Annotated in this window: 21 protein-coding genes, 2 tRNA genes and 1 riboswitch; of the genes, 8 read left to right on the top strand and 15 right to left on the bottom strand. The window is 71.5% G+C overall.

Going from position 1 to position 22,884, the window contains the following annotated elements; all coding sequences use genetic code 11:
- Positions 1-62 precede the first annotated feature (62 nt).
- From lhgO to BFF78_RS22500, 3 genes are read left to right on the top strand one after another with little or no spacing between them, the layout of a single operon-like run.
- On the top strand, positions 63-1,280 hold the full coding sequence (gene lhgO, locus BFF78_RS22510) for an L-2-hydroxyglutarate oxidase (RefSeq protein WP_069780037.1): 1,218 nt from the start codon (positions 63-65) through the stop codon (positions 1,278-1,280).
- Positions 1,281-1,338: 58 nt separating this feature from the next.
- Positions 1,339-2,184, top strand: a complete 846-nt coding sequence (gene trmB, locus BFF78_RS22505) for a tRNA (guanosine(46)-N7)-methyltransferase TrmB (RefSeq protein WP_069780036.1) — start codon at positions 1,339-1,341, stop codon at positions 2,182-2,184.
- 45 nt (positions 2,185-2,229) lie between these two features.
- Positions 2,230-3,546, top strand: a complete 1,317-nt coding sequence (locus tag BFF78_RS22500; protein ID WP_227025906.1) for a PrsW family intramembrane metalloprotease — start codon at positions 2,230-2,232, stop codon at positions 3,544-3,546.
- A gap of 37 nt (positions 3,547-3,583) precedes the next feature.
- Here BFF78_RS22500 and BFF78_RS22495 read toward each other — a convergent pair whose 3' ends face one another.
- Complete coding sequence (locus BFF78_RS22495) at positions 3,584-4,528, bottom strand: aldo/keto reductase (RefSeq protein ID WP_069780034.1); 945 nt, start codon at positions 4,526-4,528, stop codon at positions 3,584-3,586.
- A gap of 74 nt (positions 4,529-4,602) precedes the next feature.
- The gene (locus BFF78_RS22490; protein WP_069780033.1) at positions 4,603-5,613 is read right to left on the bottom strand and encodes a M23 family metallopeptidase; all 1,011 of its coding nucleotides are present in this window, start codon (positions 5,611-5,613) and stop codon (positions 4,603-4,605) included.
- A 9-nt stretch (positions 5,614-5,622) separates the two neighbouring features.
- A riboswitch (cyclic di-AMP (ydaO/yuaA leader) is annotated at positions 5,623-5,798 on the bottom strand.
- A 297-nt stretch (positions 5,799-6,095) separates the two neighbouring features.
- Here BFF78_RS22490 and BFF78_RS22485 point away from each other — a divergent pair.
- A tRNA-Met gene (locus BFF78_RS22485) sits at positions 6,096-6,169 on the top strand.
- A gap of 92 nt (positions 6,170-6,261) precedes the next feature.
- Here BFF78_RS22485 and BFF78_RS22480 read toward each other — a convergent pair.
- The gene (locus BFF78_RS22480) at positions 6,262-7,395 is read right to left on the bottom strand and encodes a dihydrofolate reductase family protein (protein ID WP_069780032.1); all 1,134 of its coding nucleotides are present in this window, start codon (positions 7,393-7,395) and stop codon (positions 6,262-6,264) included.
- A gap of 70 nt (positions 7,396-7,465) precedes the next feature.
- Between BFF78_RS22480 and BFF78_RS22475 the strand changes: the two genes are divergently transcribed.
- Entirely contained in the window at positions 7,466-7,978 is a 513-nt protein-coding gene (locus BFF78_RS22475; protein WP_069780031.1) for a MarR family winged helix-turn-helix transcriptional regulator, read from the top strand.
- Between the two features lie 110 nt (positions 7,979-8,088).
- Complete coding sequence (locus BFF78_RS22470) at positions 8,089-8,721, top strand: GTP cyclohydrolase II (protein ID WP_069780030.1); 633 nt, start codon at positions 8,089-8,091, stop codon at positions 8,719-8,721.
- A gap of 90 nt (positions 8,722-8,811) precedes the next feature.
- Here BFF78_RS22470 and BFF78_RS22465 read toward each other — a convergent pair whose 3' ends face one another.
- Entirely contained in the window at positions 8,812-9,249 is a 438-nt protein-coding gene (locus tag BFF78_RS22465) for a hypothetical protein (protein ID WP_159033041.1), read from the bottom strand.
- A 50-nt stretch (positions 9,250-9,299) separates the two neighbouring features.
- Positions 9,300-9,965 (bottom strand): TetR/AcrR family transcriptional regulator, encoded by a 666-nt coding sequence (locus BFF78_RS22460; protein ID WP_069780028.1) that lies wholly within the window; start codon positions 9,963-9,965, stop codon positions 9,300-9,302.
- 152 nt (positions 9,966-10,117) lie between these two features.
- Here BFF78_RS22460 and BFF78_RS22455 point away from each other — a divergent pair, with 152 nt between their 5' ends.
- On the top strand, positions 10,118-10,696 hold the full coding sequence (locus tag BFF78_RS22455; protein WP_069780027.1) for a TetR/AcrR family transcriptional regulator: 579 nt from the start codon (positions 10,118-10,120) through the stop codon (positions 10,694-10,696).
- Positions 10,697-10,764: 68 nt separating this feature from the next.
- Here the strand turns inward: BFF78_RS22455 and BFF78_RS22450 are convergent, their stop codons facing one another.
- The 5 genes from BFF78_RS22450 to BFF78_RS22430 all read right to left on the bottom strand — a co-directional run bounded on the left by BFF78_RS22450 (position 10,765) and on the right by BFF78_RS22430 (position 16,298).
- Entirely contained in the window at positions 10,765-11,472 is a 708-nt protein-coding gene (locus BFF78_RS22450) for a B3/B4 domain-containing protein (protein ID WP_069780026.1), read from the bottom strand.
- A gap of 610 nt (positions 11,473-12,082) precedes the next feature.
- On the bottom strand, positions 12,083-13,252 hold the full coding sequence (locus tag BFF78_RS22445) for an alpha/beta hydrolase family protein (RefSeq protein ID WP_227025905.1): 1,170 nt from the start codon (positions 13,250-13,252) through the stop codon (positions 12,083-12,085).
- Between the two features lie 123 nt (positions 13,253-13,375).
- Positions 13,376-14,059 carry a LuxR C-terminal-related transcriptional regulator gene (locus BFF78_RS22440; protein ID WP_069780024.1) on the bottom strand — a complete coding sequence of 228 codons (684 nt, stop codon included), beginning with the start codon at positions 14,057-14,059 and terminating at the stop codon, positions 13,376-13,378.
- Positions 14,050-15,645 (bottom strand): sensor histidine kinase, encoded by a 1,596-nt coding sequence (locus BFF78_RS43515; RefSeq protein WP_227025904.1) that lies wholly within the window; start codon positions 15,643-15,645, stop codon positions 14,050-14,052. Before BFF78_RS43515 ends, BFF78_RS22440 begins: the two co-directional genes overlap by 10 nt.
- Before the next feature lie 302 nt (positions 15,646-15,947).
- Positions 15,948-16,298 carry an antibiotic biosynthesis monooxygenase family protein gene (locus BFF78_RS22430; protein ID WP_069780022.1) on the bottom strand — a complete coding sequence of 117 codons (351 nt, stop codon included), beginning with the start codon at positions 16,296-16,298 and terminating at the stop codon, positions 15,948-15,950.
- 129 nt (positions 16,299-16,427) lie between these two features.
- Between BFF78_RS22430 and BFF78_RS22425 the strand changes: the two genes are divergently transcribed.
- Positions 16,428-17,009, top strand: a complete 582-nt coding sequence (locus tag BFF78_RS22425) for a TetR/AcrR family transcriptional regulator (RefSeq protein ID WP_069780021.1) — start codon at positions 16,428-16,430, stop codon at positions 17,007-17,009.
- A gap of 335 nt (positions 17,010-17,344) precedes the next feature.
- On the opposite strand, the gene BFF78_RS22420 is transcribed toward BFF78_RS22425, so the two are convergent.
- The 5 genes from BFF78_RS22420 to BFF78_RS22400 form a co-directional block, all read right to left on the bottom strand.
- Positions 17,345-17,417: transfer RNA gene (locus BFF78_RS22420), tRNA-Lys, on the bottom strand.
- A gap of 87 nt (positions 17,418-17,504) precedes the next feature.
- The gene (locus BFF78_RS22415) at positions 17,505-19,055 is read right to left on the bottom strand and encodes an amino acid permease (protein ID WP_227025903.1); all 1,551 of its coding nucleotides are present in this window, start codon (positions 19,053-19,055) and stop codon (positions 17,505-17,507) included.
- Between the two features lie 113 nt (positions 19,056-19,168).
- The gene (locus tag BFF78_RS22410) at positions 19,169-21,367 is read right to left on the bottom strand and encodes a DEAD/DEAH box helicase (RefSeq protein ID WP_069780019.1); all 2,199 of its coding nucleotides are present in this window, start codon (positions 21,365-21,367) and stop codon (positions 19,169-19,171) included.
- Positions 21,368-21,597: 230 nt separating this feature from the next.
- A complete protein-coding gene (locus tag BFF78_RS22405; RefSeq protein ID WP_069783735.1) occupies positions 21,598-22,119 on the bottom strand; it encodes a hypothetical protein in 522 nt (173 codons plus the stop codon).
- Positions 22,120-22,480: 361 nt separating this feature from the next.
- Positions 22,481-22,831: a metallopeptidase family protein gene (locus BFF78_RS22400; RefSeq protein ID WP_069780018.1), complete on the bottom strand. Its 351-nt coding sequence runs from the start codon at positions 22,829-22,831 to the stop codon at positions 22,481-22,483.
- Positions 22,832-22,884 lie beyond the last annotated feature (53 nt).

Genomic DNA, 22,884 nt, shown 5'->3' with positions numbered 1-22,884 from the left:
GAACCGTCACCACCCGCGTTTGAAGGCATTGTCAGTGGCGCAGTGCACTATCGAGGTGGGAGGTGGTGCAGGTGCCGGTCGGTGCGTACGACTGTGATGTGCTCGTGATCGGTGGGGGGATCGTCGGGCTGTCCACGGCGTATGCGATCACCCGGGCCGCGCCGGGGACGCGGGTCACCGTGCTGGAGAAGGAGCCGGGGCCGGCCCGGCACCAGACGGGGCGCAACAGCGGGGTCATCCACAGCGGGATCTACTACCGGCCGGGCTCGCTCAAGGCGCGGTACGCGGTGCGGGGCGCCGCCGAAATGGTGAAGTTCTGCGCCGAATACGGCATCGCGCACGCCGTCACCGGCAAGCTCATCGTCGCCACGGAGCGGGAGGAACTGCCCCGGCTGCACGCGCTCGTGCAACGCGGGCGGGAGAACGGCATACCGGTGCGGGAACTGGGACCCGCGCAGATAGGTGAGTACGAGCCGGAGGTGCGCGGCCTCGCCGCCATACACGTCGGTACGACCGGGGTGTGCGACTTCGTCGGCGTCGCCCGGCAGCTGGCGCGCGCCTCCGGGGCCGAGATCCGGTACGGCGCCCGGGTCGTACGGATCGACCGGCGGCCGGAGCGGGGCGTGGCCGTGCTCACCGCGGGCGGGGACGTCGTACGCGCGCGCGTGCTGGTGAACTGCGCCGGGCTGTACTGCGACGAGGTGGCCCGGCTGACCGGGGACGAGCCCGAGGTGCGGATCGTGCCGTTCCGCGGGGAGTACTACGAGCTGGCGCGGCCGGAGCTGGTGCGCGGGCTGGTGTATCCGGTGCCGGATCCGGCGTTCCCGTTCCTCGGCGTGCATCTGACGCGCGGGATCGACGGGGGTGTGCACATCGGTCCGAACGCGGTGCCGGCGCTGGCCCGGGAGGGGTACGGATGGGGGGTGGTACGGCCCCGGGAGCTGGCCGGGACGGTGGCCTGGCCGGGGTCGTGGGCGATCGCCTGGCAGCACTGGAGATACGGCGCGGGTGAACTGCACCGCTCGCTGTCCAAGGGGGCGTTTCTCCAGGCTGTGCGGAGGTTGCTGCCCGGGGCGGAGGCCGGGGATCTGGTGCGGGCCCCCGCGGGGGTGCGGGCGCAGGCGGTGTTGCGGGACGGGACGCTGGTGGACGACTTCTTGATCAAGGAGGGGGCTCGTGCGGTCCATGTGCTCAACGCGCCGTCTCCTGCGGCCACCGCTTCGCTGCCGATCGGGCGGGAAGTCGGGCGCCGGGTGCTGTCGATGCTCGGCTCGCTGTAGGGGCCGTACGGTCTGCCGGGAGGGCACCCGCACCGTGCCCCGTAAAATCGGAAGCACTGTGTCTGACTCGCTGAACCTCCCCGAAGCCCCCTCGCCGGCCCCCCACACCCCCGGCGTCCCCGTCCGGCATACCCGGACCAAGGGGGAGCCGCGGTTCCCGGACGGGCCCAGGGCCGATCCCGCCGGGTCGCACTTCGAGCGGCGGATCCGGAGCTTCCAGCCGCGGCGCAGCCGGGTGACCGCCGGGCAGGCGGACGCGTTGCAGCGGCTGTGGCCCAAGTGGGGGCTCGACATCGACGGGCAGCGGGTCCTCGACCTGGGCGAGCTGTTCGGGAACGACAATCCCGTAGTGCTGGAGATCGGGTTCGGGATGGGCGAGGCCACCGCGCAGATGGCCGCCGCCGACCCGGACACCAACATCCTCGCCGTCGACGTACACACCCCGGGGCAGGGCAATCTGCTGGGCCTCGCGGACCGCGGCGCCCTGGCCAACGTCCGGGTGGGCAACGGGGACGCGATCATCCTGCTCAGGGAGATGCTCACCCCCGACTCACTGGACGGGCTGCGCGTGTACTTCCCGGACCCCTGGCCCAAGAAGCGGCACCACAAGAGACGGCTCATCCAGCCCGAGTTCCTGACCCTCGCCGCGACCCGGCTGCGGCCCGGCGCGCTCGTGCACTGCGCGACCGACTGGGAGCCGTACGCGGAACAGATGCTCGAAGTGCTCACCGCGCATCCCGACTTCGAGAACACGCAGGCAGACGGCGGTTTCGCAGCACGCCCGCGGTTCCGGCCGCTCACCCGTTTCGAGGGTCAGGGGCTGGACAAGGGACATGTGGTGAACGATCTGCTCTTCCGTCGCGTACCGCACCAGAACCGATCACACGAACCGCATCAGGGCTGATAAACCGCTCCAGCCCCTCGTCCCGTCACCGTTAGGGTCGATGCCGTGGCCACCAGTCCTCCGTTTCCGACGTATCCCCCGGGCCCGCACGGCCCCATGCTCCGCCATCCCCACTGGTGGCAGCGCAGGTGGGTGCGGTACGGGGCGCTGATCACGCTGCTGGCGCTGTCCGGTCTGGTCATCCTCGCGCTGGTGCGCCGGCAGACCGGTACCGAGGGGTTTCTCGTCGGCCTCGGGCTGGCCGTGCTGCCCGTGCCCTGGCTCATCGCCGCCTTCCGGTGGCTGGACCGGGTGGCACCGGGCCCCTGGCGGAACCTGGTCTTCGCGTTCGCCTGGGGCGCGTGCGCGGCGGCGCTGATAGCGATCGTCGCCAACAGTTTCGCGACCAAGTGGATAGCCACCGCCACCGCCGACCCGGCCAGTGCCAACACCCTCGGCGCCACCGTCATAGCGCCGATCGTGGAGGAGTCCGCGAAGGCCGCCGCCGTACTGCTGGTCTTTCTCTTCCGCAGACGTGACTTCACCGGGATCGTCGACGGGGTGGTGATAGCCGGGATCACCGCCACCGGGTTCGCGTTCACCGAGAACATCCTCTACCTGGGCACGGCCTTCGGGGCCGACCAGCTCAACGGCGGTGACGGCATCGCCTCCGTCACCGCCGCGACCTTCTTCGTGCGCATCGTGATGTCCCCGTTCGCGCACCCCCTGTTCACCACCCTCACCGGCATCGGCTTCGGCATCTCCGCGCTCTCCGCCGAACGGCAGCACGTCCGGCGGGTGCTGCTGCCGATCTGCGGTCTGCTGCTCGCGATGAGCATGCACGCCTTCTGGAACGGCTCCTCCACCTTCGGCGAGTTCGGGTTCTTCGCCGTCTACGGCGGATTCATGGTGCCCGTGTTCGGGCTGCTGACCTGGCTCGCGATCTGGACGCGGCAGCGGGAGCTGCGCACCGTGCGGGAGGAGCTTCCGGCGTACGTGCTGGCCGGATGGCTGGGGCCCGCCGAGCCGTTCGCGCTCGGCTCGATGCGGGCACGGCGGACCGCCCGCGACTACGCCCGCCACCACGGCGGCCGGCCCGCGGCGAAGACGGTGGCGCAGTACGAGACCTACGCCACGTCGCTCGCGCTTCTGCGGCACAAGGGGCGCAAGGGGAAGGCCGGGGCCGACTTCGTCGTACGCGAGCGGGAGCTGCTGGAAGAGCTGTGGCGGCGCAGGGATGTGGCGCGGCCGGCCTTGGAGTACGCGACCAGGGCGTCCCTTCCGACGCCGGTGTACTGGGCCCCGCAGATACCTGCGGCGTACGGGCCGGGGTACGGGTACCCGGCGGTGCCGAATCCCGCGTACAACCCGTACCGGTCGTAGCCGGCCGGGTTGCGGCGGGATCCTTGACGGCAAAGGACTAGGCGGAAGCCTCCGTCAGCTTCGCCACCTCCGCCTCCGTGAGCTTCAGGTCCGCCGCGCCGAGCAGGGCCGGTAGCTGGTCGAGGGTGCGGGCCGAGGCGATCGGGGCGGTGACCGTCGGCTGCGCTGCCAGCCAGGCGAGGGCGACCGTGGCGACGGGGGCCTCATGGGCGGCGGCGATCTCGTCCAGGGCCACCAGGACCTTCTGGCCGTGCTCGGAGTCGGCGTACTGGGCGGCCCGGCCGGCGCGGGCACTGTCGACCTTGACCCCGGGGCGGTACTTGCCGGTCAGGAAACCCGCGGCGAGGGAGAAGTACGGCACCGCGGACAGGCCCTCCTTGGCGGCCAGGTCCTGCAGCGGGCCCTCGTAGGTGTCGCGGGAGACCAGGTTGTAGTGGGGCTGGAGGGCGACATAGCGGGCCAGGCCCTCGCGGTCGGAGAAGTCGAGGGAGGCCTTGAGGCGCTCGGCGCTGATGTTGGAGGCGGCGATGTGGCGGACCTTGCCCGCCTTCACCAGCTCGTCCAGCGCGCCGATGATCTCCTCGACCGGGATCTCCGGCTGGTCGAAGTGGGTGTAGTAGAGGTCGATGTAGTCGGTGTCCAGGCGGCGCAGGGAGGCGTCGGCGGCGGCCTTGATGTTGGCCGCGGACAGGCCCTGGTACTCGGGGTGCTGGCTGACCTTGGTGGCGATGACGACGTCGGCGCGGTTGCCGCGGGACGCGACCCACCTGCCGATGATCGTCTCGGACTCGCCGCCCTTGTTGCCCTCGATCCACGCCGTGTAGGAGTCGGCCGTGTCGATGAAGTTGCCGCCGGCCGCCGCATAGGCGTCGAGGACGGCGAAGGAGGTCTCCTCGTCGGCGGTCCAGCCGAAGACGTTGCCGCCGAGGGAGAGCGGGAAGACCTCGAGGCCGGAGGAACCGAGTGTGCGCAGAGAAGTCATGGTCCACGTCAACGCCGACGGTGGTTGATCGCATTCCACCGCCGGCGCAGAGATCCGCAAAAGGAGCAGTCGGGTCAGGGGGTGAGGCCCTTGTCGCGCAGCCACGGCGCCGGGTCGATGGCGCTGGCCTGGCCGTTCGGGTGGACCTCCAGGTGGAGGTGCGGGCCGGTGACGTTGCCGGTGGCGCCGATGCGGCCGATGACCTCGCCGGTGGAGACCTTCTGGCCGACCGAGACGTTGATCGAGGACTGGTGGCAGAACCACAGCTCGGTGCCGTCGTCCAGGGTGAGGACGGTGCGGTAGCCGTAGGCGCCGGCCCAGCCGGCCTGGGTGATCGTGCCGCCGTGGACGGCCTTGATGAGGGTGCCGGTGGGAGCGGCGAAGTCGAGGCCGGTGTGGTAGCCGGAGGACCACATCGCGCCGGGCTGGCCGAAGGTGCCGGTGATCGTGTACGAGACGACGGGCAGCGTGTACTGCTTGGCCAGCTCGGCCAGGCGCTTGGCCTCGGCGGCCTTCTTGGCGTCGGCCTCGGCCTTGTCCTTGGCGGCCGCTGCCTTGGCGGCTGCGTCCTTCTCCGCCTTGGCGGCCGCGTCGGCGATCTGCTTCTGGCCGGCGGCGAGCGCGGCGGCGGTGGCCTTGCTGTCGGCCTTGCTCTGCTGCTGCTCGGCCTGGGCCATGATCCGGTTGCGCAGGGCCTCGCCGGCGTTGCCGCTGTCCGCGCTGTCGGAGGTCACGCCGACCTTGCTGAGCGCGGTGGCGCTGGTGTGGGGCTCGGCGGAGCCGGCGCCGAAGAGGTGCTCGACGGAGTCCAGGTCCGGCAGGGACAGGGAGACCGGTGGTTTGCCGGTGTTGGCGCTGGCCATGCCGCCGGCGCCGACCGCGGCCATCACGCCGACGCCGAGGACGGTGGAGCTGCGCGCGAATCCGCCGCGCTGCTTGGCGACGCGGTGCCGGCCGCGGACCGGGGTGAGGGAGTCCTCGGTGGGGTTCCACTCCTCCCAGGGGCCCTCCTCGGCGCGGTAGGCGCCGTAGCCGAAGGTTTCGGGCTCGGACGGGGCTTCTGGGGCAGGCCGGTTGGACGCCACGCGGGCGTACTCCTTTCCTTCCTCCGCCTACCGGGTTAGCTGACGGGTTCGGAGCAGGAAGGTCTCCTACGCGCGTATACCGGACGTGGATCTTGTGCGTTCACTGAATCCACTGCGGTATCCGCGCGATTCACCCCAAGGTGGTGGTTCCCCGGTTCCCTTGCGGGATTCGGCGCGTGCGCACGGAGCCGCCTCTTGTGACGGCTGGGACGACCGCGCTGCGTTATCGAACGTTAATAGACCTACCAGGCAGTTTCCAAGGCGTTCGGCTTGATCATTAACGTTTCCGGTCGCGGACTTACCGGTCAGGAGCGCTGCAAATCGGGCGAGTTGGCCACCATTCAGGAGTCTCGGCGTTTTTGATGGTGTCTCAGATGTTATGCGGAGGGCTTCCGTCCGGTCACCCTGGGTGAAGACGATCACGTCCGGCGAAAGCGGTGTGCATCCCACCCTGCGCATGACGTACACTGGAGTCACAACGACGCGGGGTGGAGCAGCTCGGTAGCTCGCTGGGCTCATAACCCAGAGGTCGCAGGTTCAAATCCTGTCCCCGCTACTGAAGGCTCAGGGCCCGGAAACCATTGGTTTCCGGGCCCTGAGTGTTTCCGGCTGCCGGGAAGGCGGACCCACCGGCAGCCGGTGGCGGACTCAGCCCAGCAGATGCCTGTTCGGCCCCTTGGCGGTCTCCTCCAGCTCAGGCAGTACGACCACCTCCGCGCCCTCCTTCACCAAAACCCCCGTACCGTCCGCCCCCGCGACGAATGTGTCCGGCTCCCGCCAGGCCGTGACCACCCGCCGCACCCCCGCCCGCAGGATCAGCTCGGCACAGGGCGCAGGCCGGGAAGCGCGCCGGGCACAGGGCTCCAGGCTGCTGTACACCGTGGCGCCGGCCAGCCGCGGATCCGCCGGATCGACCTTCGCCAGCGCGGCCTCCTCCGCATGGACCACGGGATCCGCACCCTCCCGGGAGTGGCCGCGGGCCAGCTCCGTACCGTCGGCGGCGACCACCACCGCACCCACGCTGAACGCCGTGGGCGACGGCGGGCACAGCGCGGCGAGCTCGCAGGCGGTGCGCAGCCAGTGGCGGTCGGCGGCGGCGGGGAGCGGGCCGGTGCCGGGCGCCGTGGGCTCGTAGCGCATGAGGACCACGTCCTCGATACGGCGGGACTCGGTCAGACGCAGCCGGCCGGCCTGGTAGCCGCCCGGGCCGAAGAGCCGGGGCGCGGCCGGGTCGCCGACGAACAGCGGGGCGAGGACCAGCTGGAGCTCGTCGGCGAGGCCCTGCTGAAGGAGCTGGGTGTGGACGGTGCCGCCGCCCTCGACCATCAGCCGCCGTACGCCGCGTACGTCGTGCAGGTGGGCCAGCAGGGCCCGCCAGTCGAGCTCGGGGCCGAGCGACACGATGTCGGCGCTGCCGCCGACGCGGCGGGCGGCCTGCCCGGCGCCCTTGTCGGTCGTGCAGACGAGCTTGTCGCCGCCGGTGTGCCAGAAGTTGGCGTCGGGGTCGAGGTCACCGGTGGCGGTGACGGTCACCTTCAGCGGGTACTCCGGCCTGCCCTCCCGGACCCGGGCCGCGCGGCGCTCGGCGGAGTTGACCAGCAGCCGCGGGTTGTCGGCGCGGATCGTGCCGGCGCCGATCAGGATGGCGTCGACCGAGGCCCGTACCGCGTCGACCCGGTCGAAGTCGGCCGGGCTGGACAACAGGAGCCGGTCGGGGCCGGTGTCGTCCAGGTAGCCGTCGAGGGAGACGGCGGCGGACAGCAGCACGTACGGGTACGACATCGGCGCGCTCTCCCTGTGAAGTCTGCGAAGTCGGTCTTGGTTCAAGTTTGAAACAACCTACACTGGCAGCATGACGACCCGCTGGCTCAGCCCCGAGGAGCAGCGCGCCTGGCGCGCGTATCTCGCCGCGACGCACCTCCTGGAGGACGCGATCGACCGGAACCTCCAGCAGGAAGCCGGCATGCCGCATCTGTTCTACTCCGTGCTGGCCAATCTCTCCGAGGCGCCCGACCGGCGGCTGCGGATGACCGATCTCGCCGAGACGCTGAAGATCACGCGCAGTCGGCTGACCTATGCGGTGACCCGCCTCGAGCGGGACGGGCTGGTGCGCCGGGAGGACTGCCGCTGGGACAAGCGCAGCAGCATCGCCGTACTGACGGACGAGGGGATGGCCGTGCTGGAGCGTACGGCACCCGGGCACGTCGAGACCGTACGGGCCACCTTGTTCGACCGGCTCACGCCGGAGCAGGTGGGGCAGCTGGAGGAGATCTTCACGCAGGTCGCGCGCGGGTTGCAGGGGGACGAGGGCACCGAGTCCGGGGCGGACGACGTGCCCTGGCGGCGCCGTTCGTCCTGTTCCTGAGCGGCGTCCAGCAGGAAAGGCGATTGCTTTAAGTTTGAAGCATGGGGTAGGGTCCCTCGCGTCACACTGCTTCAAATCTTAAGCACAAGCCCGTACCCGGAGGGACCCGCATGCCCGACACCCCCGCCGCCACGCCGCGCGCCCGCGTCCGGGTACCGCTGCGCTTCCACGACGGCTACAGCGTGGACGCCGAACTCGTCACCTTCCACGGCCTCGCCGACGGCCAGGAGCACGTCGCCGTGGTCCTCGGCGACCCGGCCCCGGACTCCGTCCCCCTGGTACGGCTGCACTCCGAGTGCCTGACCGGTGACGTCTTCGGCTCGGCCCGCTGCGACTGCGGACCCCAGCTGCGCGAGGCGGCCGAGCGCATCGCCGACCGCGGCGGCGTCCTGCTCTACCTCCGCCAGGAGGGCCGTGGCATCGGCCTCTACAACAAGCTCGACGCGTACGCCCTCCAGGACCAGGGCCTCGACACCTACGAGGCGAACGCCGCGCTCGGCCTGCCGGAGGACGCCCGCGACTACACGGCCGCCGCACAGATGCTCGCCGCCCTCGGCATCGACGAGCTGGACCTGCTGTCCAACAACCCCGACAAGGCCGAGCAATTGCGCACGCTGGGCGTCGTCGTACGGGACCGGGTGCCGACCGGCGTCTTCACCACGGCCCACAACGTCCGCTACCTGCGCGCGAAGGTCCTCCAGACCAGCCACACCCTGCCCCTGGCCGAGCTGAGCGTGGGCTGAGCCCGGCGTCACCGCACCGGGCGACACCCCGGGAGGGCCAGAGCCGGTGCGGCCGACAGGGTCGGCAGGAGCGCGGCCGTGGCGTGCTGATCAGGGGCGGGGTGGCGGCGTTTCTGCGGGCCTACGGGAGGGCCGGTCCCACCAGTTGAGCATCGGCTCGCCCAGCGTCTGCGGCCCCCGGTAGCGAGCCGCCGTCAGCTCGGCCCGGGCCGGCGCGCTCAGATCGACCCGGTCGATGGGTGCGTCCGGCTCCGCGGGTGCCGGCAGCCGGAGACCCGCGTCGGCGAACGGCCCCGACCAGGGCGGTGAAGCGATGAACTCCCTTACGGCGGAGCCGGGTTGGAGTACGGCTGCGCTGAAGGCGACGACCGGCAGACGGCGGTGGGCCAGGACTGCCGTACCGGCGATGTCCACCGCGTCGAAGAAGGCGAGACCGGTGTCCAGGACCCGGAGCCCGGCCCCGGACCCGGCCGAGCGCGCCGCCGCATGACCAGCGCGCCGGAAGGACGCGAGGTCGGTCTCCGGCAAAGGCGCGTCACCGGCCGCCCACAACCCCGTGGCCCCGCGCGCGGCGCGGATCACCTCCGTCCCCGGAGGAACCCCTCCACCACCCGGCGCACCTTCCCGGCGGCGCCGTCGTCCCCGAGCCGCATGTCGATGTTGGCCGCGGTGCACACGGCATCGATCTGGAACGCGGCCAGCTCCACGTCCAGCGAGGCGTCGGCATCCGGGCCGGCGGACCGCCGCAGTTGCCCGGCGATGAGTTTCAGCCAGGCCTCGCGGTGGGCGAACAGGGCGTCGCGCACCGGGCCGGGGCGGCTGTCGTAGACGGGAAGGTTGGCTGCCCAGAAGCAGCCACCGGCGAACAGGGGCGTCTGCGCGTAGGCGATCCAGTGCTCGATCAGCGCCCGCAGCCGGGCGGAGCCCGCCGGTACGGACTCCGCGGGCCGTACGACCGCCCGCTCGAACTCCCGGTGCGCGCTCTCGGCGGCGGCCAGCTGCAGGTTCTCCTTGGTCCTGAACAGCGTCTGCACACCGCTCTTGCTCAGCCCGAGGTCGGCGGCCAGGCGGCCGATGCTGAGCCCGTCGAGCCCGTCCAGCGAGGCGATGTCGACGGCGCGCCGGGCGACCCGCTGCCGGGCACGCGCGCCGCGCACCAGCCGCAGATCGGTCACCTCGGGCCCCTCCGCACCCAGCACTCCCCGCGCCGCGCCGGGCTCCGCGCCCCGTCGTTCGCTCTCCATCCCCGTCATCGTGCCACAAGCGGCCACGAGAAGGTATACGACCGGTCGTACGTCTTGTTCGTGTATGAAATGGAGCGCGGACAACTACGGACGGAGTACTCTGGCCGGAGTGGTTTTCTGCTGGAGTACCCGCACATGGAGCCGGACATCCCATGGTGAGACGCAACGACGAACGGCGTGCCGCGCTGGTCGACGCCGCGATCGAGGTGCTGGCGCGCGAAGGCGCGCGCGGGCTGACCTTTCGCGCGGTGGACGCAGAGGCCGCCGTGCCGCCCGGTACGGCGTCCAACTACTTCTCCAGCCGCGACGATCTGCTCACCCAGGCCGGTTCCCGCGTCTATGAGCGGCTCCAGCCGGACGAGGCCACCATCGCCCGCCAGCGGTCGGCCGGCCGCGACCGGGAGACGTACGCGGAGCTGATGCGCGAACTCGTGGGCCGCGTCAGCTCCTTCCGCACCGGCTACCTCGCGCTGCTGGAACTCCGCCTGGAGGCCACCCGCCGTCCGGAGCTGCGCACGGTGCTCACCGAGCGGGTCCGCGCCGACCTCGAGGCCAACGTCGCCTATCACGAGGCCTCCGGCCTCCCCGGCGACGCCACGGCCGTCAAGCTCCTCTACCTCGCCCTGAACTGGCTGATCGTCGAACAGCTCACCCTGCCGGACGTGCTCTGCGAAGCGGAGCGCGAGGAACTGGTGTCGGCGGCGGTGGAGCGGATCGTGGCGGAGGGCTGATCCGTCCCGGCCTCGGCCACGGCGGGGCTGACCGCGCGCTCGCCACCAAGCCTTGGAGGCGAACCGGATCAGACCGTGGCCTCGGGCTGTTCGGGGGTGAGGTGGTGCACGGTCGTCTGTTCGGCGTGCGGGGCGAGGAGGCCCGTCAGTTCGTCGGCCGCCATCTTGAGGAGGTCGCCGTCCCGGTCGGCGTGGAGGGTCTCGAGGACGAAGGCGATGTGCGTGGAGTCCTCGGTGACGCGGGTGCGGTGGGCGTCGCGGTGGTTCCAGTGGCGGGTCAGGACCCCGGTGGTGTCGGCGTAGATGACCTCGCCGGGCTTGGGGTTCTCGACGGTGTCCGGTTCGCCCAGCGGGGTGAAGGACTCGGTGCCGATGGCGTACCGGATGCCGATGTCACCGGTGACCCGGTCCAGGTCGAAGGCGCCGGCGGGCAGGCCGTGCCGTACGGAGACGGAGTTGTACGAGTCGACGGCCGGGTTGATGCGCGGCAGGCTGCCCCTCTTGGCGAGCCTGCGGCCGAGCGCGTCGACGCTGGGGCGGATGCGGCGGGGGTTGGTGCCGAAGGCACGGTAGGCGGTGTGCCAGGCCTCGATACGGGGGTCGGTCTCGTCGGCGGGCCGCCAGGTCCCGTCGGCGAGCCGCTGCTCCAGTTCCGCCAGGGCGGTGACGGTGTGCGGCCAGGGCTCGCGGCCGCGTACGCCGGTGGCGGTGACCAGGGCGATGCGGGCGCCGGGGAAGGCTTCTGCGACGGCGGGGGCGAGGCGGAAGGCGGGCATGGGCGGGGGTCCGTTTCCTTCGTGCGAGTTCCTGCGGGCGGGACCGGAGGCCTGTGGTCGTCGTGCCTGGAAGAGCAACGTACCGGCTGGACCGATGCAGGGACCGGCCGAGGGCCGCGCCCTGGGAAGTCGAACCCACGGCCAAGGGAAGGCCAACGGCCAGTGCGTTCCTCCTTTCTGCCGCACGCCGGCCCGGTACTCGGCTTCGCTCCGGCACCCCCGCCTGACCAGCCGCTTTCACCGGCCCAAACGAGCCGAAAGAGGGGTTCGGCGACCCCGGCTCGGCTACTGCCCGCGTGCGTTCGACATGCGCACGGTGCGGGTCTGGGCAAGCCTGGGACGCATTCCCCCAAGACACGCGTCTTGCCGGAGGACCCAGAAAGGACCGTTCCCATGCGACACTTCGCCGCTCTCTTCATCGCCGCGCTCCTCGCGGCTCTTGCTATCCCGGCCGGTACGGCTTCGGCCGCCCCGTCCGGTATCTGCGATTCCCACACGATCAGCAGGCTCTGCTGGTAACCCCTTCTTGAACAGGGACAGGCCGCCGGCGTGGAGCCCGCGGCCTGTCCCCGTACGACGACTCCGTCACGCCACGCCGCGGGCCTGAAGTTCATGGGATGAACTTCACCTCTGGGAAGGCCGCACTCGGACCGTCCAGCAGGCGCTCCCGGTGGTGGCGCAGGTGTAGGTCGAAGAACGCGAGCGGGTACGCCTGCTGGATCCGTACCGCCCGGCCGGGATCGAGGGTGCCGATCCAGCCCTGAAGGTCTGCGGCGCTCATCCCGGTCGCCTTCGCCAGCTGTGGGACCAGGAACTGGACGTCGCAGTACGACGAGTGAACCGCGCCCTCCGCCTGGATGGCGAGCCGCCATCCCCGCAGGTGGGACCAGAACTCGGCCACGCTCGGCTGCGTGGCCCGGGGGAACTCGGCGGTCATCAGCATGAACGGCCGGTCCAGGTCGGTGGTGACCGTCGGCTGCATCGGCCCGTCGAAGCTCAGCCCGGCCCGGACGCGCCGGTCCTCACTCATCACGAAGGCCGTCGCCGACGCGCCCTTCGACCAGCCGAACATGCCGATGCGCTGCGCATCGAGGGCGCCGGGCAACCCGGCCGGCAGCGGCCGGTGTTCGGCGTCGGGGTTGCGCCCGGCCGCGAGATCCTCGACGCGGTCGAGCACGAACCGGATGTCGGTGGCGAAGTCCCGTGGTGTCAGGGCGGGTCGGTCGAGCGGGACCGTCAGCCGGCCGTCGGCGAACACGCTGAACGCGTCGTACGTGTGGTCCACCGTGACCACCACATACCCGTGGCTGGCAAGCTCCTGCACCACGATGGTGGTGTCCGCACGGTGATCGTGCGCGCCGTGCGAGAAGACGACGACGGGCAGTCGGCGGCCCGTTCGCAGTACCGGGGCGCCCTCGTGGCCGGCCGTGAGCGGCGCCACCGCGACATCGGCCGGAAAGCCCGCCGAGGTGAGGAGCGCCCGCGCCACGGCGGGGGACGTCCAGCGGGCCGGTGGATACCGTTTGACGCCCCGGGCGGGGTACCAGACGGCGGCCATCAACTCCCGGTGATGCCCGGGGCCGGCCACGGGATCGGGACGGGAAGTGTCGACGAGGTGCAGGGGCACCGTGCCCACCGGGTACGGTCCGGTGGGCTCGGGCAGGGTGAGCTGCACCGGGGCCGGGGCGGCGGTCGAAGCCGCCCGCGCCCGACCTGCGACGCCGATCGGCACGGTGACCCCGACGGTCAACGCGGCTCCGAGCATGCGACGGCGCGTCATTCCTTCTTGGTTGATGAACGGCGTGGTTGTCACGGACCCTCCCTGGGTTTTCGGGCAGCACCGGGCCACGCCCGGGGTTTGGGGCGCCGGCCCGGGGCCGGCGATGTTCCGGTCTTGATCAGCTCAGTGACCCGGTGGAATGCGGCCTTCACGTGGCACGGACATGAGGTAGGCCAGCACGGCCAGCACGCGGCGGTTGTCGTCGTCGGAGGGGGCGAGCTCCAGCTTGGTGAAGATGCTGGTGCTGTGCTTGGACACGGCCTTCTCGCTGATGAAGAGCCGGTTCGCGATGGCGCTGTTGGAGCGTCCCTCGGCCATGAGCTCGAGCACCTGGCGTTCCCGCTCGGTGAGCCCGGACAGGGGCCCGCGTTCGCCACGGCTGCAGCGGCCGAGCAGCTTGGTGACCACCTGGGGGTCCATGACCGTGCCGCCCGCGGCGACCGTACGGATCACGTCGATGAACTGGTCGTCGCTGAACACCCGGTCCTTGAGCAGGTAACCGACCCCTCCGGCCTGGTCGGCGAGCAGTTCCTGGGCGTAGATCTGCTCGACGTACTGCGAGAGCAGCAGGATCGGCAGCCCGGGTATCCGTTCCCGGGCGTTCAGCGCCGCACGCAGACCGTCGTCGGTGTGGGTGGGCGGCAGCCTGATGTCCACGATCGCGAGGTCCGGCCGGAACTCCAGCAGCGCGCCGAGCAGGCCCGGCGCGCTGTCGGTGGCCGCCACGATCTCGAACCCACGCGCCTTGAGCAGCCTGACCAGCCCCTCCCGGAGCAGGAAGAGATCTTCCGCGACGACTACGCGCACGGCACCTCCATGACCACGATCGTCGGCCCTCCGGGCGGGCTGCTGACCGCCAGGATGCCGTCGAAGGCCGCCAGCCGTCGCTCCACCCCGGCCAGCCCGGTGCCCCGGGCGGGATCCGCGCCGCCCACCCCGTCGTCGACCACCTCGATGCGCAAGCGCCCGTCCGTCCGGGCCATGCGGATCTGGAGGCCGTGCGCCGAGGCGTGCCGGACGGCGTTGGTGACCACCTCGGCGACGGCGAAGTAGCAGGCCGACTCCAGCGGCGCGGCGAGCCGCCCGGGCAGATCGATCTCGGTCTCACAGGGCAGGGGCAGGTCCAGCGCGAGCGCCCGGACCGCCTCCCCCAGGCCCCGGTCGGCCAGCATCGGCGGGTGCATCCCCCTGATCAGGCCGCGCAGTTCCTCCAGTGCCGCCGCCGAGGCGACGCGGGCCTCCACGACCAGTGCGGCGGCCTCGTGCGGATCACTGTGGATCATCTCCTCGGCGATCCGGAGGTTCATCCCGATGGTGACCAGCCGTCCCTGTGCGCCGTCGTGCAGATCCCGCTCGATCCTGCGCAGCTCGGCGGCGGCGGAGCCGACCGCCTCGGCCCGCGTCTCGGTCAGCTCCCGCACCCGCCGGGCCAGCGCCGGGTCAGGCTCCCGTCCCAGCAGCCGGCCGACGTCCGCCAGCACGGTTCTGGGCAGCAGCCAGAGCCCGAGGGCCAGGAGCACCGCCCCCTGGATGCCGCCGAGGACCGACGCATGGTGGGCGATCTCCAGGGGGAGGGACGGTGCCGGCCCGGACGGGGAGCCGAACTTCCGCACCAGCACCAGGTGTTGTCCGAACCCGCTCTGGGCGACGTCGTACGCCCCGATCCCCACGAGCCCCAGGACAGCCAGGTTCGCCGCCGCCCCGGGCCACCGCACCAGTCCGGCCACGACGGCCGCCAGCAGCGCCAGTCCCGCCAGGTAACCCACCACCGCCGGTCCGATCCCGGTGCCCGGTGACGCGAACTGCCACAGATCGAGGCCGAGCAGGTCGCCGGTCATCACCACGACGGCGGGCAGCAGCAGGGCCCAGCGCGCCGACCTCGGCGCGCCGGCTGCGGCCAGACGCGCGGGCCTGCCGTTCGCCGGCCGGAGCAGAGCCGCACCGGCGAGGGCGGCGAGCACCGGGACGCTCACACAGCCCACCAGGACGTTCAGCAGTGTCTGCCCGTAGCCGGCAGAGGAATGCGTGAGCCAGTACGTCCCTTCCAGCAGTTCGCCGGTCACCGCCGCGACCACGGGCAGCACCCACCGCCTGGGCACGCGCGCCGAGGTGAGCAGCGTGGCGGCCAGCAGGCCGGCCATCAGCAGCGCCGCAGGCAGCAGCCCGTCGGGTTGCAGCTCCGGCACGGTGACGATGTAGCCGCCCGATCCGGCGGAGGCGTGCAGGGCGAACAGCAGGGTCGGCACACTGCCGTACGCGGCCGTACCCACCAGCCCCGCCACGACCGGCCAGCCGATCCGCCCGGCCGGTCGCGCGGCACGCCCCGGCCGGTCCCGCGCCTGCTCCGCCCTGAAGGCCAGCACCGCGCACACCGCGGTCAACGCCACGAGCACGCCCGCCGGCCACGGCGCCCCACCCACCGGAAACGGCCACATATCCGCCCCCCGTCTCGTCATCCGGCCACACGCTGTGACCTGCGGATCATGCTGCTGCGAGGGGCCCGGCAAGCGCCATGGGCCGAAACCTACTTCTGGGGTGGGCAAACACCTACCCCGGCCGGAAAAGAGACAGCCCTGTGGGACTCGAACCCAAGTCAGGCCGTCGCTCACCGGCAGAAGATCGTCTGCCTGGGCCTTTCCCGGCGGTCGGCTTCGCGGGGCTTCTCCGGCCGCCTCCCCTGGTTACAGCTGCCGCGTCATACGTCGATCCGCTCGAAGATGTGCGGGTACGACACGATGTCGTCGGGGAACTCGGCCGCCATGCGCTGGAACTCCGGGCTGCCGAACGCCGTGGCGAGCGCCTCAGTCGACTCCCAGACCGCGACGTTCATCAGCAGCCGACTGTCCGCCGTCCCCTTGTGCATCTGCAGGGAGACGAATCCCGGCTGAGCCTTCATGAACTCGGCCTGCCGCCGGAAGAGAGGCAGGAACGACGCGTACCTCTCCTTCGGGACGACGAAGGTGTTGGCCAGGACGATGGGCCCGGTCTTCTCCTGGAACTGCGCGAACATCGGCGTGTGCGGGTCGAGACTCTGGAGCTTGGCCATTTCGGTACGTCCTCTCGCTATCGGTTGTCCGCTCAGAGAGACCTTGCAAACACGCGTTGGCAACGCGTGTTGGCAAACGTAAGGGTGCGACCCTGGACTGTCAACAGTCGTTGGCCTACATTCGTAGGCATGACCGGCACCACGGAGAACCAGCAGGCCGTCCGGCGTTCCGACGCAACCCGCGCCGCGATCCTCACCGCGGCCCGCGAGCGGTTCGCGGCGGACGGCTACGAGAAGGCGACCATCCGGGCCATCGCGCGCGACGCGAAGATCGACCCGTCGATGGTGATGCGCTACTACGACAGCAAGGCGGGCCTGTTCGCAGCTGCCGTCGCGATCGACCCCGGACTGCCCGACCTGCCCGTCGAACCGCGCGAGGCGATCGGCCGTACGCTGGTGAGCCGCTTCCTCACCCTGTGGGAGGAGAACGGGGAGCTCACCGCACTGATGCGGGTCGGAGCCACCGATCCGGCCGCCGCCGATCGCATGCAGAGTGTGCTGCGCGAGCAGTTGATCCCGTTGGCCCGCCAGGTGGGCCCCGACCCGGAGCAGGCGCCGACGCGGGCGGCACTGTGCGCCTCGACCGTGCTGGGGCTCGCGCTGACGCGCTACGTGCTGCGGTTCCCGGCGAGCGTGGCGCTCGACCGCGACGAGATCGTGGACTGGCTCGGACCCACGGTCCAGCGGTATCTCACCGCACCCACGCCCTGAAGAACGCGTCGAGGCCACCCACCGTGATGAGACCTCGGAAAACGGTCAAGGCCACTCGTCACCCCATTTCGTGGGGAGTTCAATGGAGCGGGGCAACTTCAGCCGGTGTCGCGCGTGTTGTCGGCTGGGGTCGCCCGCTCGTGGAGCGCGCGCAAGCTCTGACCCCAGCCCCCACTCCCCCGGGAGAAACCCGACGCGCCCGTCCTGCCGGCTTCTCGACGTCGACGGCGTCCTCATCCCCTTCCCGGACGCGGAACCTCGGAGCGCCCCGGCCGTTCAAGTCGGCCGGGGCGCTCCTTCGCAGGTCAGAGGGGATGAACCCTCCCCCGCAGCCGTAGGCCCTGTGGGACTCGAACCCACAACCAATGGATTAAAAGTCCACTGCTCTGCCAATTGAGCTAAGGGCCCAGGCGATGTTGCCTGTCCGAGCATAGCCGGACGCGGCCCGGTCTCCGATCGGGTATTGGCGGACCGGCCGCGTCACGGGGAGGTGTGTCACTTTTCGACCGGGTTCGTAGCGGCGGCCCGCTCCCCGGTGAGGAACCAGTGGCGGGCCGAGGCCAGCCACCAGGTCGCGGCGAAGCCGAGGACGACCAGGACGGCGACGGGGGCGTAGTTGAAGGTCTTCCAGGTGACCGGGGAGATCTGCGGGAGCATGAACAGGACGGTGATCGCGATCACCCACAGCACCGAGACCACCCCGATCACACCCGACCAGCGGCCCAGGTGCCACGGCCCGCGTTCGAAGGCGGCGCCCCTGCGGACCCGCAGGAAGGTCGGGATGACGTACGCGATGTAGAGGCCGATGACGGCGATCGAGGTCACCGCCGCGTACGCCGTCGAGTTGATCAGGTAGGGCAGGCCGAGGGCCAGGGCGGCCAGCGCGGCCAGCCAGACGGCCGCCACGGGGGTGCGGGTGCGCGGGCTGACCGTGTGCCAGACGCGGGAGAAGGGCAGCGCGCCGTCGCGCGAGAAGGCGTAGATCATGCGGCTGTTGGCCGTCACCGACGCCATGCCGCAGAAGAGCTGCGCGCCGATCACCACCAGCAGCAACAGCTTGCCGGTCGTCGCTCCCAGCGCGTCCAGCAGGATCTGGGCCGGGGGCGCGCCGGTCGGGGACGTGAGTTCCTTGTCGTACGACTGGATCGCGAACGTGAAGCCCAGCAGGAGCACGAAGCCGGCGATCCAGGAGGTCCAGATCGAGCGGACGATGCCCTTCGGGCCCGCCGTGGCCGCGTCGTGGGTCTCCTCGGTCATGTGGGCGGAGGCGTCGTAGCCGGTGAAGGTGTACTGGGCCATCAGCAGGCCGAGGAGGACGACGTACGTGCCGCTGCCCCAGCCCGTCTCGTTGACGAACTTCGTGAACACGAACGTCGCCGACTGGTGGTGGTCGGGGACGAGGGCGAGCGCGCCGACGATCACCGCCACGCCCAGGACGTGCCACCACACGCTGACGTCGTTCAGGAACGCGACGATCCGGACGCCGAAGGTGTTCAGCAGGCCGTGCAGGATCAGGATCGCGGCGAAGAGGAGGACCGTACGGCCGGGGGTCACCTCGAAACCGAACTGGAGGTTCAGCCAGGCGCCGAGGAAGGAGGCCGCGCCGAAGTCGATGCCGGCGGTCACCGCGACCTGGCCCAGCACGTTGAACCAGCCGGTGAACCAGGCCCAGGCCGCCGCCGAGCGGGCCGGTGCGAGGCGGTGGGCCCAGAAGTACAGGCCCGCGGAGGTGGGGTACGCCGAGCAGATCTCGGCCATCGACAGGCCGACGAACAGGGTCATCAGGCCCACCGCCACCCAGCCCCAGGTGATCACCGCGGGGCCGCCGGTGGTCATGCCGAAGAGGTAGAGGGTCAGGCAGCCGGACAGGACCGAGATGATCGTGAAGGAGACGGCGTAGTTCGAGAACGCCGACATCCGGCGGGCGAGGACCTGGGTGTAACCGAGCTGGGCCAGCCGTTCCTCGTCCGACAGGCCGGACGGGCGTGACGGGCCGGACGGCCCGGACGTTTCCTGCGGGCCGCTCACTCTCGCGTCATCTGTCATGCCCCCAGCAATTCCCCCGCAGGGGGCGTGACATGCGTCACTCGGTGGCGAAAAAGGGCCCGTACGACGTCGTCGTACGGGCCCTTCTCAGGTCACTCGGAAGTCACGCGGCGTCAGCCGTTGCGCTTCCAGCGCGGCTTGTCCTCGCGGCGGCCGAAGGAGCCGTTGCCCCGGTGGTCGTCACGGCGGCCGTGCGGGCGCTCGTGGCCGCCGGAGCGGAAGCCCGGGCGGTCGTCGCGGCGGTCACGGTTGAAGGGGCGGTCGCTGCCCCGGTGCCCACCGCGCTCGTCCCGGCGGAAACCGCCACGGTCGTCACGGCGCTCGAAGGAGCGGCCGCCACGGTCGTCACGACGGTCGCGGTCGAGCGGACGGCGCTCGTCACGGCGCTCGAAGCCACGGCCACCACGGTCGCCACGCTCCTCACGGCGCTCGAAACCGCGCTCGCCACGGTCCCGGTCGAAGGAGCGGCCACCGCGGTCGTCACGACGGTCACGGTCGAACGGACGACGGTCGTCACGGCGCTCGAAGCCACGGCCACCACGGTCGCCACGCTCCTCACGGCGCTCGAAACCGCGCTCGCCACGGTCCCGGTCGAACGGACGGCGCTCGTCACGGCGGTCGAAACCACGGCCACCACGGTCACCACGGTCGTAACCACCGCGGTCGCCCCGCTCCTCACGGCGCTCGAAGCCCCGCTCGCCACGGTCCCGGTCGAAGTTACGCCGCTCACGGCGCTCGTACGGTGCCGAAGCCGCCGGACGCTCCTCGCGCTCGGTCTCCCGCTGCGCCGGCTCCTCGGCCACGACGAGCTGCTCGGCCGCCGTCGCCTGTGCCTCGGCCACCGCGGCCTCCGGGTCCTCACCGCGCTCGCGGGCGACCCGGGCGACCAGCCGGTCGGCCTCCTCGCGCAGCTCGGTCGCGCGGCGCTGGGCGCGCTCCAGCTGCTTGGTGAGCTGGGCGACCTCGCGCTCGGCCTGCTGGGCGGCGTTGGCGGCGGACTCGGACTGGACCTCGGTCATGGAGCGGGCACCGGTGATCTCGGCGACCTCCGGGTCGAAGGCGCCGGCACCCTGGATGATGTGCCGGGCCGCGTCGACGCCGGCGTCCTCCATCAGGCGGAAGATCTGGCGCCGCTGGTGCGGCAGGGAGAGGGATACGACCGTGCCGGTGCGGCCCGCGCGGGCGGTACGGCCGGCTCGGTGCAGGTAGTCCTTGTGGTCGCCGGCCGGGTCCACGTTCAGGACCAGGTCGATGCCGTCGACGTGGATACCGCGGGCGGCGACGTCGGTCGCGACCAGGACGTTGACGTAACCGTCCTTGAAGTCGGCCAGCGTGCGGGTACGGGCGCCCTGGGTCATGCCGCCGTGCAGCGCGTCGGCCTTCACACCGGCGTCGCGCAGCTGCTCGGCGACGCGGTCGGCGCCCAGCTGGGTGCGGACGAAGATGATCGTGCGGCCCTTGCGGGAGGCGATCGCGGCGGTGACCGGCGCCTTGTCCTTGGGCTTCACGATGAGGATGTGGTGCGACATGGTCGTCACCGCGCCCTGGGCCGCGTCCACCTCGTGGGAGACGGGGTTGTTCAGGTAGCGGTCGACGAGGGTCTGGATCTCGTTCTCCATCGTGGCGGAGAAGAGCATGCGCTGGCCGTCCGCCGGGACCTGGTCGAGCAGCTCGGTGACCTCGGGCAGGAAGCCCAGGTCGGACATCTGGTCGGCCTCGTCGAGGACGGCGATCTGGACGTCCTGAAGGGAGCAGGCGCCGCGGTTGATGATGTCGCGCAGCCGGCCCGGGGTGGCGACGAGGATGTCGACGCCGCGCTCCAGGGCGTAGATCTGGTTGCCCATCGAGGTGCCGCCGCAGACGACCTTCATCTTCAGGCCGACGACGTCGCCGTACGGCTGGAGGGCGTCGGCGACCTGCATGGCGAGCTCGCGGGTCGGGGTGAGGATGACGGCGCGGGGCCGCTTCTTCTCGGTGCGGCCGCCGGCCAGCTGGGCCAGGGTCGGCAGGCCGAAGGAGAGGGTCTTGCCGGAGCCGGTACGGCCACGGCCGAGGATGTCCTTGCCGGCCAGGGCGTCCGGGATGGTCGCGGCCTGGATCGGGAAGGGGGTCGTTACGCCGTTCTGCGCGAGCTTGCGCACGACGCCCTCGGGCAGGCCGAGGTCGGCGAAGGTGGTCTGGGGGGTGGTGTCAGCGGCCTCGGGGGCCTCGGTGATCTCGGTCGTCGCGTCGGCGAGTTCCTTGTCGAGCTCGCTGAGCTCGTTGAACTCGTTCTCGGACACGACGAACTGATCAGTACTGGACACGGACATGCGAATGCGAAACCTTCCGGAGTCTCGTCGGCACGCGCCCGTCAACTCCGTGATTCGCTCACGACCGCCTCAATGCGGTCCGCCACGGCAAGGGAGAGTACGCGCCACACGGCGCGCTCTGTGGTGGCGCCGGGCAAATGGGATCAAACGATCTACCACCATACGCACCCACCACCCCTGAAGGCAAACCGAGACTCATAACCGCAGGTCGGCTCCAGGATGCGGGCCGGTCACGCCGGCATCCCGGCCGTGGGCGCCGGCTCGCGCTGGACCAGCTGCGGTCCGGTCTCCGCGTGCGCCGAGGAGGACGGCTCGGCCGACGGGGGCGCCGAGGTCGCCGGGGGCGGGGTGGAGGCCGGCGGCTCGGGCGGGGCGGAGGTGGTCGGCGGGGGCGGCGGGACCTCGGTCGGGCCGGGGTTCCCGGGGTCGACGGTCCGCCCGGGCCTGCCGGGGTTCGCCGGGGCCGCGGGCGCGCTGGCCGCGCCGGACGGGGTGGCCGACGCGGAGGGCGACTCCTCGCCCCGCTTCGCCTTGCGGTCGTGCTCGTGTTTGCCGTCCGCCCTGCCGTCGTGACCGCCGAGGCTGCCGGCGCCGTGGAACGGGCCGCCGTCGGGCGCCTCGCCGCCGCGCTGCCCCGCCGAGTGCGAGGGCCTGGCCGGGCCCGCGTCGTCACCCACGTTCACACAACCGGCGGCAGCGGCGAGGGCCAGCACCGTGACGGTGAGCCGGACGGGTACGGACAAGGGGCGCACGGCGGCCACCTCCGTAGGCAAGGAAAGAAGTCAACCTCCCCAACTCCCCCCGCCCACAAGAAGACACGCGCCCCGCCGCCATCGACACCTACCTGAACAGCCCCCACACCCCAACCACACACCTCACACCGCTCCGCCCACACCCCGGCCGAGCCACACGGGCCCACCCCGCCCAGCCACAGCCGCCCGCGTACCGGCGCCTAGCCGCACGCCACCCAGCCGCACGCACACCGGCGCCCAGCGTGCGCACTGGGCCACCGCCTGGCCACAGCTCCACCGGCGCCCAGCCAACCCGGCAACCCGGCCACTCGCGGGCTCCACCCAGCCGCCCCCGCCCGGGCGTCCGTCTCGGCGCGGCCCCTCACCCGTACCCGAGCCCGTGCAACCGGGCGTCGTCGATGCCGAAGTGGTGGGCGATCTCGTGGACCACGGTCACCTCGGTCTCCGCGACGACGTCGGCGCGGCTGTCGCACAGTCTCAGCGTCGGCCCGCGGTAGATGGTGATCCGGTCCGGCAGCACGCCCGCGTACCACTCGCCCCGGTCGGTCAGGGGCGTGCCCTCGTACAGGCCGAGCAGCTCGGGGTCGTCGGCGGGCGGTTCGTCCTCCACGAACACCGCCACGTTGTCCATGAGCCGCGTCAGCTCCGGCGGGATCCGGTCGAGCGCCTCGGCGACCAGCTCCTCGAACTCCTCGCGCGTCATCTCCAGCACACGGTCATTGTCCGGTACAGGGGCCCCGTACGACCCGTACGAGAGCGGTGCGG

It is taken from the genome of Streptomyces fodineus (assembly GCF_001735805.1).
Lineage (GTDB): Bacteria > Actinomycetota > Actinomycetes > Streptomycetales > Streptomycetaceae > Streptomyces > Streptomyces fodineus.
This window is presented reverse-complemented; position numbering and strand designations above follow the sequence as displayed.

Bases quoted from the DNA above. Each gene is read 5' to 3' on its own strand.
- BFF78_RS22495 (WP_069780034.1), bottom strand. From the start codon at position 4,528: ATGACTTCTCTGCGCACACTCGGTTCCTCCGGCCTCGAGGTCTTCCCG.
- BFF78_RS22480 (WP_069780032.1), bottom strand. From the start codon at position 7,395: ATGTCGTACCCGTACGTGCTGCTGTCCGCCGCCGTCTCCCTCGACGGC.
- BFF78_RS22475 (WP_069780031.1), top strand. From the start codon at position 7,466: ATGACGACCCGCTGGCTCAGCCCCGAGGAGCAGCGCGCCTGGCGCGCG.
- BFF78_RS22470 (WP_069780030.1), top strand. From the start codon at position 8,089: ATGCCCGACACCCCCGCCGCCACGCCGCGCGCCCGCGTCCGGGTACCG.
- BFF78_RS22460 (WP_069780028.1), bottom strand. From the start codon at position 9,965: ATGGAGAGCGAACGACGGGGCGCGGAGCCCGGCGCGGCGCGGGGAGTG.
- BFF78_RS22455 (WP_069780027.1), top strand. From the start codon at position 10,118: ATGGTGAGACGCAACGACGAACGGCGTGCCGCGCTGGTCGACGCCGCG.
- BFF78_RS22450 (WP_069780026.1), bottom strand. From the start codon at position 11,472: ATGCCCGCCTTCCGCCTCGCCCCCGCCGTCGCAGAAGCCTTCCCCGGC.
- BFF78_RS22445 (WP_227025905.1), bottom strand. From the start codon at position 13,252: ATGACGCGCCGTCGCATGCTCGGAGCCGCGTTGACCGTCGGGGTCACC.
- BFF78_RS22430 (WP_069780022.1), bottom strand. From the start codon at position 16,298: ATGGCCAAGCTCCAGAGTCTCGACCCGCACACGCCGATGTTCGCGCAG.
- BFF78_RS22425 (WP_069780021.1), top strand. From the start codon at position 16,428: ATGACCGGCACCACGGAGAACCAGCAGGCCGTCCGGCGTTCCGACGCA.
- BFF78_RS22415 (WP_227025903.1), bottom strand. From the start codon at position 19,055: ATGACAGATGACGCGAGAGTGAGCGGCCCGCAGGAAACGTCCGGGCCG.
- BFF78_RS22410 (WP_069780019.1), bottom strand. From the start codon at position 21,367: ATGTCCGTGTCCAGTACTGATCAGTTCGTCGTGTCCGAGAACGAGTTC.